Consider the following 16,787-nt stretch of genomic DNA (forward strand, 5'->3'; position numbering starts at 1 on the left):
ATGAAAAACCGGCGTCATGAAAACGGTTTACATCGGATAATTGTCGACTAAACTCAATGGGTTATGCCCTTTCAGGGCTCAATAATCCTGATTCATCCGTGGTAAACAGTGGGAGAACCCATGGAAGCCATTTCCAATTTTGTAAGTGAAATCAACGGACTGGTATGGGGCCCTCCCATGCTGGTGATGATTCTGGGCGTCGGCCTGTTTCTGAGTATTGGCCTGAAATTGATGCCGATCATGAAACTGGGGGCCGGTTTCCGCCTGATGTGGAGCGGCCGGGCCCGCGGTGACGAGGATGACGGTGACATTCCCCCGTTCCAGGCCCTGATGACCGCGCTGTCTGCCACCGTCGGTACCGGTAATATTGCCGGTGTAGCCACAGCGGTCTTCCTCGGCGGCCCCGGTGCGCTGTTCTGGATGTGGCTCACAGCCCTGGTGGGCATGGCCACCAAATACTCAGAAGCCGTCCTGGCGGTTCGCTTCCGGGAAGTGGACGAGCGTGGCAACCACGTGGGCGGCCCCATGTATTACATCCGTAACGGCCTGGGCAGCAAGTGGGCCTGGCTGGGCATCCTGTTTGCGGTGTTTGCCTCGGTAGCCGCCTTTGGCATCGGTAACACGGTTCAGGCCAACTCCGTCGCCGATGTGCTGGAAACCAATTTTGGCCTGCCCCACTGGGTAACCGGTGTGATCCTGATGGTATTGGTGGGCATGGTACTGATTGGCGGTATCAAGCGTATCGGCCAGGTGGCCAGTGCACTGGTGCCGTTTATGGCAGTGTCCTATGTGCTGATTGGCCTGATCGTACTGGCCATTAACGCCAACCAGATTCCGGAAGCCATCAGCATGGTATTCAGTTATGCCTTCAGCCCGGCTGCAGCCGAGGGCGGGTTTGCCGGTGCTGCGGTCTGGGCAGCCATCCGCTTTGGTGTGGCCCGGGGCATCTTCTCTAACGAAGCAGGTCTGGGCTCTGCCCCCATCGCCCACGCGGCAGCGCAAACCAAAAACCCGGTCAAGCAGGGCATGGTGGCCATGCTGGGCACCTTCATCGACACCATCATTGTCTGTTCCATCACCGGCCTGGTGATCATCACCTCCGGTGCCTGGACGTCCGGCGAAACCGGTGCCGCACTCACGTCCCTGGCCTTTGAAACCGGCCTGCCGGGCTTTGGCAACTACGTGGTGGCGATTGCCCTGGCGATCTTCGCATTCACCACCATCATCGGCTGGTCCTTCTACGGAGAACGCTGTATTGAGTTCCTGTTCGGTGTGAAGGCCATTCTGCCTTACCGGGTGCTGTGGATTGTAGCCATTCCGGTGGGCGCCACCATCAACCTGGGCTTTATCTGGCTGGTGGCCGACACCCTGAACGCCATGATGGCACTGCCCAACCTGATTGCCCTGCTGCTGTTGAGCCCGGTAGTGTTCAAACTGACCCGGGAGCACTTCGACAAGCAGAAGGCTCTGGGCGTGGAGTAATACCCTGTCTATGCAAGACGCTCACAAGGATGTGAGCGAACCGTTGGATGCGCCAGATCAAGTCCCCCTTGTAACTGGCGCATCCATCACCACAGTTACTCGTATACACTGATCAGACAACAACGGCGGGCAACGCCGGCGCAATACACGAATTTGCCAACAACCGTGTCGAAGGAGAGTAAGTATGAGTCTGCGTCTTGGAGATACTGCACCGGATTTTGAACAGGATTCCACCGAGGGCCGCATTCGCTTTCACGAGTGGCTCGGCAATGGCTGGGGCGTACTGTTTTCCCACCCGGCCGACTTTACCCCGGTGTGCACCACCGAGCTGGGCCTGACCGCCAAGCTCAAAGACGAATTTGCCAAGCGTAACGTCAAGGCCATCGCCTTGAGTGTCGACCCGGTGGATTCTCACCACGACTGGATCAAAGACATCAACGAGACCCAGGGCTGCACAGTCAACTTTCCAATCATTGCAGACCACGACCGCCAGGTGTCCGAGAAGTACGACATGATCCACCCGAACGCCAACGACAGCCTGACCGTGCGCTCGTTGTTCATCATCGACCCGAACAAGAAGGTTCGACTGATCATCACCTACCCGGCATCCACAGGTCGGAACTTCAATGAAGTGCTGCGGGTAATCGATTCCCTGCAACTGACCGACGAACACCGCGTGGCCACACCCGGCAACTGGGAGAGTGGCAGTGATGTGGTGATTGTGCCGTCACTGCAGGATGAAGATGAGATCAAAAAGCGCTTCCCGAAAGGCTACAAAGCCGTGAAGTCCTACCTGCGGATGACACCAGACCCACGTGCTAACTGGAGTGGTGACTGATCCACCGCCACAAACAAAAAGGGCAGCCAAATGGCTGCCCTTTTTTATGCTTGAGAGCACCTGAAGGCACTCCGTTCCGATCAGAACGCCGGAACAACCGCACCCTCATACTTCTCCTTGATAAAGTCTTTCACCGCATCGGATTTCAAGGCATTGGCCAGCTTCTGCATGGCTTCGCTGTCCTTGTTGTCCGGACGGGCGACCAGGATGTTCACGTACGGAGACTCGGAGCCTTCGATCACCAGAGCATCTTCAGACGGGTTCAGGCCCGCTTCCAGCGCGTAGTTAGTGTTGATCAGCGCCAGGTCCACCTGGTTCAGGATACGCGGCAGGGTCGCCGCTTCCAGTTCCTTGAAGTCCAGGTCTTTGGGGTTGTCGGCAATATCACGCGGGGTCGCAGTGATCTTGCTTTCGTCCTTCAGGGTAATCAGGCCCGCTTTCTGCAGCAACAGCAGAGCACGGCCACCGTTGGTGGGGTCGTTGGGGATGGCCACAACCGCACCTTCTTTCAGCTCGTCCAGAGACTCGATCTTGCTGGAGTAGGCGCCGAACGGCTCCACGTGAACGCCGGTCACAGTCACCAGGTTGGTGCCACGGCCATCGTTGAACTCATCCAGGTACGGCTGGTGCTGGAAGAAGTTGGCATCCATACGCTTCTGATCAACCTGGATGTTGGGCTGCACGTAGTCGGTGAACACCTTCACATCCAGCTCTACACCCTGTTCCGCCAGGGCCGGCTTCACGAATTCCAGCAGCTCGGCGTGGGGTACCGGAGTCGCGGCTACAGACAGTTGTTCTGCCGAAGCAGCGGTCGAGAAGGTTGCAACAGCGGCCAGAGCCACCAGAGTTTTCTTCAGGTTCATAACAAATCTCCTGCGTTAATTATTTACGGCTGAAATACAGAACCAGGCGATCGCCCGCCATCTGCAACACCTGCACAAAGATCACCAGCAGGGCCACAGTAATCACCATCACGTCGGTCTGGAACCGCTGGTAACCGAACCGGATCGCCAGGTCGCCAAGGCCGCCGCCACCAATAACGCCAGACATGGCTGCGTAAGACACCAGAGTAATGGCCGTTACCGTAATGCCCGCGATAATGCCGGGAAGTGCCTCCGGCAGCAAGGCACCAAAGATGATTTGCCGAACATTCGCACCCATCGCCTGGGTTGCTTCAATAATGCCCCGGTCCACCTCCCGCAAGGAGGTTTCCACCAGGCGGGCAAAGAACGGAGCACCACCGGCCACCAACGGGGGAATCGCGCCGGCCACCCCCAGGGAGGTGCCGATCAGCATTACCGTGAACGGGATCATCACAATCAGCAGGATGATGAAGGGCACAGAGCGCAGCACGTTCACAATAAACGACAGGATGGCGTAGGCCACCGGCTGTTCCAGCAACTGACGCTTGCCGGTCAGGAACAACAGCACACCTATGGGCAAGCCAATCAATACGCTGAACAACAGCGACATGCCCACCATCACCAGGGTATCCCAACTGGCCCAGCCAATTTCGGCCCAGTCCACGTTCCCCATAAGGCTTTCCATCAAGGCTTCCATCAGCGCACCACCTCCACATGAACTTCAGCGGCTTCCAGCGCTTTCATGGCAACCTCCAGATCGCCGCCAACCAACGACAGGGTCAACTGGCCGTAGGGCGTGTCCTTGATGTGATCAATCCTGCCCGAGAGAATACTGAAATCCACACCGGATTCCCGGGCAACACTACCAAGCAACGGTTTGTACGTGGATTCCCCCTTGAACGTCAGTCGCAGAATACGACCCTCGGCTTTCTGCAGATCTTCCTGCAACTCATCGCGATCGACGTTTTCGCTTTCGAACACAAAATCCCGGGTGGTCGGGTGCTGGGGGTGCAGAAAGACTTCACTGACCGGCCCCATTTCCACCACACGGCCGGCATCCATCACCGCCACCCGGTCACAGACACGGCGCACCACATCCATCTCGTGGGTAATCAGCACAATAGTCAGGCCCAGTTCCTTGTTGATGTCCGCCAGCAGCTTGAGTACCGACTGGGTGGTTTGTGGGTCCAGGGCGCTGGTGGCTTCATCGCACAGCAAAATAGTCGGTCTGCAGGCCAGAGCGCGGGCAATGCCTACCCGCTGTTTCTGCCCGCCAGACAACTGGGACGGATATTTGTTGGCATGATCGCTCAGGCTCACCCGTGCCAGCAGCTCATCCACCCGACTGCGAATTTCAGCCTTGGAATAAATGCCCGCCAGCTTCATCGGGAAGGTAATATTGTCAGCCACCGTCTTGGACGACAGCAGATTGAAATGCTGGAAAATCATGCCCACTTTGCGTCGGAAGGCCCGCAACTCTGCGGCGCTGTAGCGGGTGATGTCCTCGTCGTCGATCAGGATGCGACCGCCGGTGGAGGGTTCCAGTTTGTTGATCAGTCGGACAAGGGTCGATTTGCCCGCGCCGGAGTGGCCGACGATGCCGAACACCTCACCGGTCTCGATGGTCATACTGGTGGGATGCAGCGCGGGGATCGCCCGGCCAGCCACCTGGTACGACTTTTCTACCTGGTCAAATACAATCACGATCAGTGCCTTGCAGATGCGTCGTTAAAACCGGCGATTATAGCCTATTCAGGGGGCAAACCCGAATCCCGCCCGGTGGCCGGCAGGTGGGTAGTTGCCCTTACACCAAAAGGTACCTGACAGACCCGTCCCGGCTCAGCTAAACTCGTATCCACAAAGAACATTAACAACTGTCCACCATTCCGAGGCGCGCCCCTTCCGTGACTACTCCGTCCGAAACTTCGCCCTCAAGGATGAACTCAACCCAGGCATGGGTTTCCTACCTGAGCAAGGTAGAGTTGCCGGTTTTGGCCAACACCCTCCGGCAGATCAACGAACTGACAGACAGCCGCAACAGTACCGTCAATGAGTTGGCAAACGTGATTCTCAATGATGCCCAGCTCACCTCCCAGGTGCTCCGGTTATCCAACACGGTGTTTTACAACCAGACCCGCACCCAGGTCAGCACGGTCAGCCGGGCCATCACGCTGATCGGCTTTGATGCCGTGAAGTCCATGGCGATTTCGTCTCTGATTGTCGATTCCCTGCTCAAACGCAATGATCGCCCCCACCTGCTGCGATGCCTGGCCAGGGCGATTCATGCCGCGGTACAGGCCCGCTGTCTGATGCCCAAACGCACCGAGCACGCCCTGGAAGAGGTCTTTATCGGCGCTTTGCTGATGAACATTGGGGAACTGGCTTTCTGGTCCTGCGAAACCGAGCAGGCCAGCGAACTTGAAGAGCGCCTGCGGCTGGAAGAGCCCCCGGTCGAGGCCCAGAAAGCGGTGCTGCATACCACCTTTACCGAAATAACCCGCGGGCTGGTGGATGCCTGGTCGCTGGGACCGTTCATCAAGGAAGTGGTAGCGCCGGGAAAAGCCAACTCCATGGCCAGCAGCCTGGTCCGCAACAGCGTCGAAATGGCCCGGGTGTCCGAGAACGGCTGGAGCGGGGCCGAGATGGACAAGGTGCTCGAGAAGCTCTCTGACGACATCGGTGAAACCCCCGCCGCCATCCGTGATCAACTCAAGGTAAACGCCCAGGAAGCCAGCAAAGTGGCGGTTTCTCTGGGCATCCCGCAAGTGACCGCTCTGCTGCCGGGCAACCAGGAGTCAGCCCCCGATACCCAGGCCCCGGCCATGGACTCCGATCTGCAACTGCAGATTCTGCGGGAACTGACCCAGACCCTGGCGGAAAAACCGGACATCAATGAGGTCTGCCAGTTGGTGATTGAGGGGATTCACCGGGCCATCGGCATGCAGCGCGTAGCCCTGTTGATGACCGACCGCTCCGGCGAACTACTGGTACCGCGCAAGGTAGGTGGCCGCGGCACCGAAGAGTGGCGCGAGCACTTTGTGATCAAGAAAGACGGCACCGGGCCCCTTGGGCCGCTGTTGCCCCATGGCACCTGCGCCGTCTATGAACCCCGAAAGCAGACCGAGGGCGTACCCTACGACCGCTGGCTGGGGAAAGTTCCGGCGCTGGCAGGCTCGCTGAAAGCCAAGGGCCGATTGGTAGGCTTGTTCTACGCTGATAATGCGGCCGCAGGCTATGTGCCATCGGAACAGCAATTGGCGGCGTTTGGCCACTTCATCCAGAACGCCCAGTTGTGCCTGACCCTGATGTCAGCACGAGGCTGATTACGGGGTTTACTGGAAAAATACAAAGCATCGACCATACTTCTTTTTCACAGGGAGCTCACCAAATCCGTTCTAGGCATGGAGCATCAGACTGTGGAAATGGAAACCGCCACAATGCGCCCCTCCCCGGCCGATGCCGTGGTGTTGCTGCGACCAGACGGGGTCGTGGAAGACTGGAACTCTGCTGCGGAGATCCTGCTGGGGTTCACGCGGGAAGAAGCGGTGCAGCAGCCGCTTGCCGATCTTATCGAGCTTACGGATTCAGAACACCGGGCGCTTACCCTGGATTTTGGTGACTGTGGACGCAGCCTGTCCACGCAGGGCCTGTGCCGGTCTAAAAAAGGCCAGTCCTTTCCCGTCGAGGTCGTTTGCAGCCCGGTCGATGTTCAGGGCGACAGCCTGGTGGTTACCCTGATCCGGGATGTTTCAGAACTCAAGCGGGCCGAGCAGAAATTCCGGGGCTTACTGGAATCGGCGCCGGATGCCATCGTCATTGTCAAACAGGGCGGCCGCATTGTGCTGGTGAACTCGCAGGCGGAATCCCTGTTTGGCTACCACCGGGACGAGATGATCGGCCAGAACGTCGAAATTCTTATGCCCGAACGTTACCGGGGCCAGCATATTGGTCATCGGGATGGCTTTTTCAAAGATCCCCGCGTTCGACCTATGGGCATGGGCCTTGAGCTGTTTGGTCTCAGAAAGGGTGGCATCGAATTCCCCATTGAAATCAGTCTCAGTCCGCTGGAAACCGAAGAGGGCATACTGGTGTCCAGTGCGATTCGGGACATTACCGAGCGTAAGCGCTTCGAGCGCGCCCTCCAGGATAAAAACCAGGAACTCGCCACCGCCAACAAAGCCAAGGACCAATTCCTGGCCAGCATGAGCCACGAACTACGAACCCCGCTCAATGCCATTATCGGCTTTACCGGCACCTTGCTGATGGGCCTCCCCGGACCACTGAACGACGACCAGAAAAAGCAACTCGGCACCGTGCGCTCCAGTGCACAACACTTGTTATCCCTTATTAACGACTTGCTGGACGTTGCAAAAATCGACGCGGGCAAACTCGAACTGAAGCCAGAGAACATCAATCTGAACCAGTTGCTCGAAGAAATACACGGTACTTTCAGCCTGCAGGCTCGGGAAAAGGCACTCGAGCTTGGTCTGCAACTGCCCGATCAGCCCGTCAACCTGGAAACCGACCGACGCGCTCTGAGCCAGATCGTCATGAACCTGATCAGTAACGGCCTGAAGTTTACCCACCAGGGCGGCGTCTACCTCACCCTGATGCGCCCGAATCCCCAATCGGTGCATGTTTGCGTCCGGGATACCGGCCCGGGTATTGATACCTCGGCTCAGGAAAACCTGTTTCAGCCCTTTTCACGCGGGGTGCTGTCATCAAGGCGCACGGAAGGCACTGGCCTGGGCCTGTACCTGAGTCAGAAGCTGGCCAACCAGTTGGGCGGCAACATCCAGCTTCAACGTTCCGATGCCAGCGGTTCGGAATTCCTTCTGAGCCTGCCGGGTGGATGACCATGAAAGCCACCGTGCTGCTCGTGGAGGATGATATGGCCAGCCTGGAACTGGCCGCTTACCTGCTGGAGCATCAGGGCTATCGGATCCATCGGGCCGAGGATGGTCGCCAGGGCCTGGACATTGCGCGACGCCTGGCCGATCAGCTGGATCTGATTCTGAGCGATATTCAGATGCCCAACATGGATGGCTATGAACTGCTCCGGGAACTGCGCGGGAACCCGGCTATGGCGGGCATTCCAGTCGTTGCCATTACAGCGTTTTCCATGCGCGGAGACGAGCAGGCCATCCTGAATGCGGGATTTGACGGCTATATTTCAAAACCCATTGATCCAGAACGTTTTACCACTCAGGTAGGCCAGTGGTTATCGGCTGAACCACGGTCTTAACTTGCCAGCGTAAGGAGAGCGGTAACATGGCAAGGATACTTATTGTTGATGATCATGAACCCAACCGGGAGCTGGTTGCTTCCCTGGCGGGCTATCTGGGCCACGAGATTCTGGAAGCACCGGACGGAGAAAAAGCCCTGGCCGTCGTCCGGCGACACCGTCCGGAGCTGGTAATCTGCGATCTGTTGATGCCAGTGATGGATGGCTATGAATTTGTGCGTCAGGTACGACAGGATCCGCGCATTGCCGACACCGAAATCATGTTCTACACCGCCAACTATCGTGAAGATGAGGCACGCACACTGGCCAGCCAGTTGGGAGTTCACCGAATCATCTTCAAACCCTGTGTTCCCGAGGACGTGCTCGAAGCCATAGAAAGCGCACTTCGCCCGACAGATTCTCCGCCAGAGCCCACTCAGGCGGTGGATGAAAACCGCTTCGACGCCGAGCATACCCGAGTCCTGACCGACACGCTGTCCCGCAAAAGCGATGAACTGGAAAAGGCGAATCGACGGCTCGCCGCCCTCACCGAAATCAATCTTCAGCTTTCGGGAATGCGCGATGCCGGTCGTATGCTGGAGACGATCTGTCGCGATGCCCGCGCCCTGGTAGGCGCCAGCTATGGCATTCTGTGTGTCAACGAGAGCCACAACGGCGACCAGCAGATTCGGCTTTTCCTCAGTGGCTTCAGTCCCGAACTGAAACAACAACTCGCCTGCCCGGGAATCAATGACGGGGTTCCCGGTGCCGTGTTGCGGGACAGACTCTCGAAAAGACTCCATGCCGGGGGCCATCAGGCACTGAAAATCGGTCTGCCAGAAGGCTATCCACCCGTTCAATCCTGCGTGGTTTCGCCCATCATGTCGGCGACGGAGGTTTACGGCTGGGTCTGCCTGATCAATCGCCTGGACGACGAGCCATTCAGTGAGGAAGACGAATGGCTCTGCAGCTCTCACGCAGCCATGGCTGGCCGGGTTTATGAGAACCGCAGCCTGTATCTGCAACTGGAGAGCCGGGCCCGCAAGCTGCAACTGTATGACCGGGCAATCGAAGAAAGCAGCAACGGCATTGTGATCTGTCTGGCCGATAAAACACGGGATAACCCGGTCATCTACGCCAACCGCGCCTTCAGTATCATGACCGGTTACAGCCACGACGAGATCATCGGTCTGAGCCCCCGCTTCCTGCTGGCCAACGATCTGGCCCAGCCGGGACTGGAAAGGCTGCGCAACTGCATGCGCCATGGCGGCTCTGCCCGAGCCATCCTCAGAAACTACCGGAAAGACGGCAGTCTGTTCTGGAATGAAGTAGCGCTTGCCGCAGTCCATAACGAACACGGCGAGATTGCGCATTTCATCAGCGTTTTCAATGATGTGACAGATCGGAAACGGTATGAGGCGGCGCTGGAGTATCAGGCCAATCACGATGACCTGACCGGGCTGCCAAACCGTAACCTGCTTCGGGACCGGCTGGAACATGCCATTGCCAAGGCGACACGCGAGCACACCAAGCTCGCGGTGCTGCTGCTGGATCTGGACCAGTTCAAACGCGTGAATGACGGTCTGGGCCACAAAATCGGCGATACCCTGATTCAACGGGTTGCCTCCCGAATGAGTCAGTGTGTTCGTGACAGCGACACGGTGGCCCGCCTCGGGGGCGATGAATTCATGATTCTCAGTACCGATATCCGCGATGAGCGGGCGGCGGCCACCCTTGCGCAGAAGCTGCTTCGGCAGTTCCGACAGAAGGTGGCCGTTAACGGCCATGAAATCATCTCCTCCGCCAGCATCGGTATCGCCATGTTTCCGAAGGATGGCGATAACGGCGATGAATTATTCCGGAATGCCGATACCGCCATGTACCGGGCCAAGGATGTCGGCAGAAATGGCTTTCAGTTCTATTCTGCGGAGATGAATAACCGCATGCGGGAGAGGCTCTATCTGGAACAGTCGCTCCGCAATGCCATTGGCCTGCATCAACTGTCACTCTGGTATCAGCCGAAACTGGATCTTGTCAGTGGCTCGGTCAAAAGCGCAGAAGCCCTGATTCGATGGCGACACCCCCAATTGGGCATGATTTCTCCCGGGGACTTTATTCCCATTGCCGAAGAAACCGGTTTAATACTGCCCATTGGCGCCTGGGTGATTGAAGAAGCCTCTCGCCAGCTCGCCAAATGGCGTGATCAGGAGAACCAGGACATTCGGGTTGCCATCAACATCTCGGCCTATCAGCTCAGTCAGGGCAAACTCACGGATCAGGTTATCCAGGCCCTGGACAGCCTGGGACTGGACCCGCAGTCGCTGACCATTGAGGTGACCGAAACCGCCATCATGACCCACATGGACAAGGCCGTTTGCGAGCTTCAGTCACTCAGGGAAATGGGCATTCGCGTCGCTCTCGATGATTTCGGCACCGGCTACTCAAGCCTGACTTACCTGAAACGTTTTCCCATCGATATCCTGAAAATTGACCGGAGTTTCGTCTCCGACATCGCCGAAGACGAGGAAAGCGGCGCCATCGTCAAAACCATCATCAACCTGGCCCACAACCTCAACATGACCGTGGTGGCGGAAGGTGTGGAAACAGAGGCGCAACTGGAATTTCTGAGGATGAACGGATGCGACGAGGTACAGGGTTACTATTTCTGCAAACCCCTGCCGTCGGAAGAGTGCCTTGAGTTCCTGCGCTGCCGGCGTTAGCAGGGCCGGAACTCAAAGCTTGCAGTTAATGAAGCGAGCGCATCTGCCTCGGATAGAGGGCCGCACTGACTTCCGGCTCTTCCAGCAGATCTGCCAGTTCCCGATCCACGTCGGTTTCCTCGCCCTCATCCGGCAGCGGCTCGAACAGAGTGCTCAGCCAGGAAGCCACGGACGGCGCGTTGTCTCGATCGTAGTCGGTAGACAGCGCCTTGATCCGGCGGAAGCCGATAATGCGTTGGTGGCGCGGGTCGCGGATCTGCTCGAAACCCCGCCAGTAGATGCGATCACGGGTGTGAAGTTGGACGAAAAGGGTATCGATGGGGCCATTATCGTCATCCTGGGCGTCGTCATCAGTCGCCGCCTGCTCAGGCTCGGGCTGGCCTTCGGCCGGTTTGCGGCGGATGGTGGTCCAGGCCGGATAGAGCACCGCGACCGCGTCGGCCTCCACATGTTCCCTGGCTGCTCTCAGAATAAGCCCCCAGCGAGCCTTGTCGGCATCAGTCTCCAGTGAGTTGATAGGAAGGTCGTAGCTCTGATCACTGGACAGGACGATCGCCATCATCGGGGCGTCCAGTTCCCCCATGGCTTCAGCCTGCGCTACGGATACCAGATCGTCGATTGCCATCGATTGGTTCATAAGATGCTCGCCTCCTCGATGCCATCAGGGTGGTCAGGAACCGGTGTCCCTGACTAACAGCATAGCCTGTTCCACATGGAAAGATAAACGTGGAGTTGGTCACCGCGGATCACAACCCCCGGAGAAGGTTTTTTCTTCGACCTCAGAAAGCTTCCTCAAGGCGCTCGTAGTTGCTGAACCACGGACTCGCCTCTTCCAGTTGAGCAGCAACCTGCAGCAGGCGGTCTTCACCACCGTGGGCCGCCCCGAACTGCACCCCCACCGGCAGCCCGTCACCGGTCCAGTGCAGTGGTACCGACATCGCCGGCGTTCCCGTCAGGTTGGCCAGTTGGGTGAACGGTGTCCTGGCCAGGCTTTCCAGGGCCATCTGGTCCACCTGTCCACTCTTGTGCACCAGCTTTCCGGCTTTGAGGCCCAGCATCAGCCGAGCCACCAGTTTCAGGTGAGCAGGTGTGTCCATTTGTCCGATCCGGGCCGGTAACTGGCCAGTGGTGGGACACAGATAAAGATCAAAACGATCGAAATAGGCCCCAAGGGCCCGGGCAAAATCGTTCCATTGCTGGCGCAGGCGAACATAGTCTGGCAGCGGCATGGTGCGCCCGAGCATACCCAGCAGCCGGGTTTCCAGCTCAAAATCCCGATCGGTGGCGCCGAATTCGGTTTTCGCGCGTTCCATAAGCGCGGATACCTCACCGAAATACAACGCCAGGTAGCTGCGGGCCAGGGCGAGCCCATCAAACTCCGGGCGGGCATACTCTACATCGTGGCCCAGGGATTCCAGCAGGCGTGCCGTTTCTTCAACTGCGGCGACGCATTCCGGCGCCACCTCAGTGTCATAGGGTGACGAGGTAAATACGCCGATTTTGAGGCGGCCCGGTGACTGCTGCATCAGATCCGCCCAGGGGGCCGATGGCTGTGGAATGGTAAACGGGTCGCCACTGGCCGGGCCGGAAAGCACATCCAGCATCGCGGCGCTGTCCCGGACGGTCCGGGAAACCACATGATCGGTAGAAGCTCCGGTCCAGGCCTCGCCAGCGTAGGGACCAACGGAAATCCGGCCCCGGGACGGCTTCAGCCCGAACAAGCCATTGTAGGCGGCCGGAATACGAATGGAGCCACCGCCATCGTTGGCACCCGCCATGGGCACAATGCCAGCCGCGACCGCAGCACCAGAACCGCCGCTGGAACCACCCGGCGTGCGCTCGGTATCCCAGGGGTTACGGCTGGGGCCCCACAACGCCGATTCGGTCACGGCCTTGAGGCCGAATTCCGGGGTTGCCGTGCGGCCAAGAAAAACCAGCCCGGCCTCCCGGGCACGGCGCACAAACTGGGAATCCCGCGTGGCCACGTTCTTCAGCAGAGCCCGGCTGCCGTAGGTACAGGGATGCCCGGCCTGCTCCTGCGCCAGATCCTTGAGCAACAAGGGCACCCCGGCGAAGGGACCCTGTGCAGGAAAATCCTGATCCATGGCCTCCGCAAACTGCGGGTGGCAGATGGCATTCAGGCGCGGGTTCACGGCGCTGGCACGGTCGATAGCGGCCTCGGTCACTTCCCGGGAGGTGACTTCACCCCGGCGAATCAGATCGGCCAGGGCCGTGGCATCGTAACGAAGATATTCGGACGGTTTCATTGGCAACCCTGCTTGTTGTTCTTCGGCGAAAGTCCCCTGGACATTCCCGTTATAAACCGGAAACTCAGGAGCTTACGCCAATACCAGAGTGAGTTCCATGAGCCTGATCGTGTTTCCGGAAGCCCTGAGCACCAGCGTGATGGTGTTCCTGCTGATGGCTTCAGCGGTTACCTCCATGATCACCGCCACCTTGGGCGCCGGCGGCGGTGTCCTGCTGCTGGTACTGATGGCATCCTGGCTGCCACCGGCGGCGATCATTCCGGTGCACGGCATGATCCAGCTCGGTTCCAACAGTGGCCGGGCCATACTGACCCGGCATCATATCGACTGGAAGGTGATCGCCGCCTTCGCCCCAGGCGTGCTGGCAGGGGCCGGACTGGGTGCCTGGTTGCTGGTCGATCTGCCGGCTCATCTGTGGCAACTGAGCATTGCCCTGTTCGTGCTTTACCTGTGCTGGGGCCCCGGGTTGCCCAAGGCCTCTTTTGGCCCGTTCGGCGTGTTTATCGCTTCTGCCATTACCAGTTTCGTGAGTCTGTTCGTGGGCGCTACCGGCCCCCTGGTGGCGGCGTTTATCAAGCAGATTCACACCGACCGCTTCCGCACCGTCGCCACCTTTGGCACCGCCATGACCCTGCAGCACGCCCCCAAGGCCCTGGTATTCGGCGTGGCCGGTTTTGTGTTTTCGGAGTGGCTGCTCTTTATTCTGGCCATGATCGCCTGCGGCTTTGCCGGCACCTGGCTTGGATTACACCTGCTTAAATCCATCAATAACCGGTGGTTCCACACCGCCTTCAACCTGGTACTTACCTTGCTGGCGTTCCGCTTGCTCTGGCAGGCAGCGCGCTCTGCCGGCTGGCTTGGCTAAGGCCGGTCGCCTTCGTCCGGCAGTGCAATCGATACTACGCAGTTCCGGCCCCGTGATTTGGCGATGTAGCAGCCTTCATCAGCCCGTGCCATCACCTCTTTCGGGCCGTTGTCGTGGGCTGAAACCGGCGTCAGGCCAATGCAGACGGTGACGCCAAACTGGCGACCGTCGTGTTCGATCTTCAACGCCTGCACCTTTGCCCGGATACTTTCAGCCAGAGCTTCTGCCCGCGCCATACCACAGGCTGGCAACAAAACAGCGAACTCATCACCCCCGAGGCGGGCTACTGTATCCGACTGGCGCACGGCCTGTTTGAACACATCCGCCAGCCGTTTCAGCAGTTCATCGCCAACCAGGTGTCCCCCCTCATCATTGACGGGTTTGAAGTGGTCCAGGTCAATCATCATCAGCACCGCCGGAACCTCTCGCTGGGGTGCATCGGCCAAAGCTTTGAGCAATGAAGCGGTGAACGCCCGCCGATTCAGCAACTGGGTCAGTGCATCGTGGGTGGCCTCCCAGGATAATCGTTCTTCTTCCCGCCTGCGTTCACTGTCGTCCCTGAGTACAAACACCAGCCGTTCCTGCCGCTCGCCCCGTCGCAGATGCAGCATGGTCAGATCGATGTCGTAGATCCGTCCGGCCAGGTTTTCGAGGGTCACGTAGCGGTTGTCGATTTCATCTCCGGCCAGAAAGGTTTCATACAGCAGTTCTTCATTGTCGTGGCGGATGGTGACGGATTCGAAGAAGTTATGGCCAACACAGTCATCGTCCAACGCCAGAAAACTGCAGGCAGCGCCATTGGCGTAGCGGATAGCGCCTTCGGTATCCACCATCAGCACCCCTTCCTGAAGCACATCGAGAATCGAATCCGCCCGTTGCTGTTCCTCACGAATGGCCCGTTCAAAGCGCATTTCCTGAGTCACATCCCGGACGGCGGTGATGGTACCAATGGCCTGGTCCGGCAGGTCGATCACCGAGGTAATGACATCCACCCAGACATAACCGGGCAGACGATGGGTTAGCAACCTCAGCCGGCTCCTGAAAAAACTGCGGCGCACCAGAACATTGCGCCATCCTTTCATGGCCTTTTCCCGATCCTCGCTGGCAACGGTTTCAATCAGGTAGCGATGGCGGAGCCAGTTCTCGGGGCGCCCCACAATATCCAGAAACGCCGGGTTCACGAACTCTATACGGCCCAGGATATCCGTGTGTACGATGCCGATAGGTGCATTACTGGTGAGGGACCGGAAGAAGGCCTCGCGTTCGGCCAGTGACCGGAAAATCTCATCCCGTTCCTGCCGCACCTGGTTGAAGACTTTGGCAACGTTGCGGATCTCCGACCCGCCCACCTCGGAAACAGGCTCCTCCCGCTCACCAGTGTGCCGCTGATATATCTGAACCCCGAGATTGCGCAACGGCGCCAACAGCCGGTAAAAGATCCAGAAAGCCAGGGGCGCCAGTATTGATACTACCGCCAGCAACGCCCAGCTGAAGCCACCGGTCATCCTCAGTGCCGGAGCAAAGGCCTCACGCTCGGGCCAGACCGCGGCCACAAACCATGGTACCAGCGCCATTTGCGCATAGCCGGTTATGGTCCCGGTTTTCCGGCCCGGATGATCGTGGGATGTGCCCTCGAAACCGGACATCGCCTGCAGTAAAGAGGGGGACGATTTGCTTACGGGCACCATCACCTCTCCCGACAGACCATCAGCAAGCACGATGCCGTTTTGCGTTATCAGGCGCAGATAGCCGGTCTGGCCCACCCGGACACTGGCAAATTCACTCATGAAATTATCGCCCTGCAGCAGAATCAGCCCGCCGATCATGCCGATGAATCGCTGGTTTGCATCAAACAGGGGCGCGGCCACCATAACGCCGGGCTGCTCATCAATTACGGTAATGTAGGGAGCGCTGATAATGGGCGACATCCGGCTGACCAGATCGGTGAAGTAGGGGCGCTGCGAGGCATTAAAACCGGGTACGTAATACGACGCCGGGGAAGCTGCCAGTAACCGACCATCGGCATCGAGAATAAAGGTGGCATCGAAAAGCTGGAGCAGGGCATCCTGATTACGCAGCAGGACCCGGGCCCGGTTTTCCAGCACGATCTCGGTAGAGGGGAAGCCTTCGGCCACCAATGTCAGTACATCCAGTCTTTCCGACAGCTTCAGATCCAGTTCCCTGGCGACCATTCCGGCAATGGTTTCCACTTGACCATACGCCATGTCCTCCAGCTCGGCCCGACTGAGCAGCCACCCGATGGCCGCAATGACAACCGCGGATGTCGCCACAAACACCACTACCAGGGCGACGGCTCGGTTGACCAGGCTGCCGAACCATTTTCTGACCAAATTAATCACTCCCGCTGCTCAGGCTCTCAGGCACTGGGCGCCCATCACGAACACCAGATAGTTGCAAACGTCACCGAAAGTCTAACAAAGGCGGGCGGATACGTCAGATCGAGACTTGAAATTCTACTGATAATCGTTATTATTTAGTTCTATTTTCGTCTCGCCGGGAATATCTGT

At 58.5% G+C, this 16,787-nt stretch carries 13 protein-coding genes; 7 read left to right on the forward strand and 6 right to left on the reverse strand.

The genetic code is table 11. The annotated features are described in order from the left end of the window. The first annotated feature begins 120 nt into the window (after positions 1 to 120). A complete protein-coding gene (locus tag Q674_RS22620) occupies positions 121 to 1,482 on the forward strand; it encodes an alanine/glycine:cation symporter family protein (protein ID WP_023007812.1) in 1,362 nt (453 codons plus the stop codon). Between the two features lie 184 nt (positions 1,483 to 1,666). Then, on the forward strand, positions 1,667 to 2,320 hold the full coding sequence (locus Q674_RS22625) for a peroxiredoxin (protein WP_011783808.1): 654 nt from the start codon (positions 1,667 to 1,669) through the stop codon (positions 2,318 to 2,320). A gap of 80 nt (positions 2,321 to 2,400) precedes the next feature. Here Q674_RS22625 and Q674_RS22630 read toward each other — a convergent pair whose 3' ends face one another. The 3 genes from Q674_RS22630 to Q674_RS22640 are packed head-to-tail and all read right to left on the reverse strand — an operon-like array spanning position 2,401 to position 4,887. Beyond that, positions 2,401 to 3,183 (reverse strand): MetQ/NlpA family ABC transporter substrate-binding protein, encoded by a 783-nt coding sequence (locus Q674_RS22630; RefSeq protein WP_011783807.1) that lies wholly within the window; start codon positions 3,181 to 3,183, stop codon positions 2,401 to 2,403. Positions 3,184 to 3,202: 19 nt separating this feature from the next. Then, positions 3,203 to 3,880 (reverse strand): methionine ABC transporter permease, encoded by a 678-nt coding sequence (locus Q674_RS22635; protein WP_014420171.1) that lies wholly within the window; start codon positions 3,878 to 3,880, stop codon positions 3,203 to 3,205. Beyond that, positions 3,880 to 4,887, reverse strand: coding sequence for a methionine ABC transporter ATP-binding protein (locus Q674_RS22640; RefSeq protein ID WP_023007813.1), 1,008 nt, complete (start codon positions 4,885 to 4,887; stop codon positions 3,880 to 3,882). Before Q674_RS22640 ends, Q674_RS22635 begins: the two co-directional genes overlap by 1 nt. A 233-nt stretch (positions 4,888 to 5,120) precedes the next feature. Here Q674_RS22640 and Q674_RS22645 point away from each other — a divergent pair, with 233 nt between their 5' ends. From Q674_RS22645 to Q674_RS22660, 4 genes are all read left to right on the forward strand, one after another. Beyond that, entirely contained in the window at positions 5,121 to 6,506 is a 1,386-nt protein-coding gene (locus Q674_RS22645; RefSeq protein WP_023007814.1) for an HDOD domain-containing protein, read from the forward strand. Between the two features lie 99 nt (positions 6,507 to 6,605). Next, positions 6,606 to 8,039, forward strand: coding sequence for a PAS domain-containing sensor histidine kinase (locus Q674_RS22650; protein WP_226374372.1), 1,434 nt, complete (start codon positions 6,606 to 6,608; stop codon positions 8,037 to 8,039). 2 nt (positions 8,040 to 8,041) lie between these two features. Beyond that, positions 8,042 to 8,428 carry a response regulator gene (locus Q674_RS22655; RefSeq protein ID WP_036198840.1) on the forward strand — a complete coding sequence of 129 codons (387 nt, stop codon included), beginning with the start codon at positions 8,042 to 8,044 and terminating at the stop codon, positions 8,426 to 8,428. Between the two features lie 26 nt (positions 8,429 to 8,454). Next, positions 8,455 to 11,127, forward strand: a complete 2,673-nt coding sequence (locus Q674_RS22660) for an EAL domain-containing protein (RefSeq protein WP_023007816.1) — start codon at positions 8,455 to 8,457, stop codon at positions 11,125 to 11,127. A 25-nt stretch (positions 11,128 to 11,152) separates the two neighbouring features. Here the strand turns inward: Q674_RS22660 and Q674_RS22665 are convergent, their stop codons facing one another. Together Q674_RS22665 and Q674_RS22670 are read right to left on the reverse strand one after the other, a co-directional pair. Continuing rightward, positions 11,153 to 11,764, reverse strand: coding sequence for a hypothetical protein (locus Q674_RS22665; protein ID WP_023007817.1), 612 nt, complete (start codon positions 11,762 to 11,764; stop codon positions 11,153 to 11,155). A gap of 142 nt (positions 11,765 to 11,906) precedes the next feature. Continuing rightward, positions 11,907 to 13,394 (reverse strand): amidase, encoded by a 1,488-nt coding sequence (locus Q674_RS22670; protein ID WP_023007818.1) that lies wholly within the window; start codon positions 13,392 to 13,394, stop codon positions 11,907 to 11,909. Between the two features lie 97 nt (positions 13,395 to 13,491). On the opposite strand from Q674_RS22670, the gene Q674_RS22675 reads away from it, so the two are divergent. Next, positions 13,492 to 14,259 carry a sulfite exporter TauE/SafE family protein gene (locus Q674_RS22675; protein WP_023007819.1) on the forward strand — a complete coding sequence of 256 codons (768 nt, stop codon included), beginning with the start codon at positions 13,492 to 13,494 and terminating at the stop codon, positions 14,257 to 14,259. On the opposite strand, the gene Q674_RS22680 is transcribed toward Q674_RS22675, so the two are convergent. Continuing rightward, on the reverse strand, positions 14,256 to 16,610 hold the full coding sequence (locus tag Q674_RS22680; protein ID WP_036198851.1) for a diguanylate cyclase domain-containing protein: 2,355 nt from the start codon (positions 16,608 to 16,610) through the stop codon (positions 14,256 to 14,258). The genes Q674_RS22675 and Q674_RS22680 overlap by 4 nt on opposite strands. Positions 16,611 to 16,787 lie beyond the last annotated feature (177 nt).

The organism is Marinobacter sp. EVN1, assembly GCF_000475375.1.
Classification (GTDB): Bacteria; Pseudomonadota; Gammaproteobacteria; order Pseudomonadales; family Oleiphilaceae; genus Marinobacter; species Marinobacter nauticus.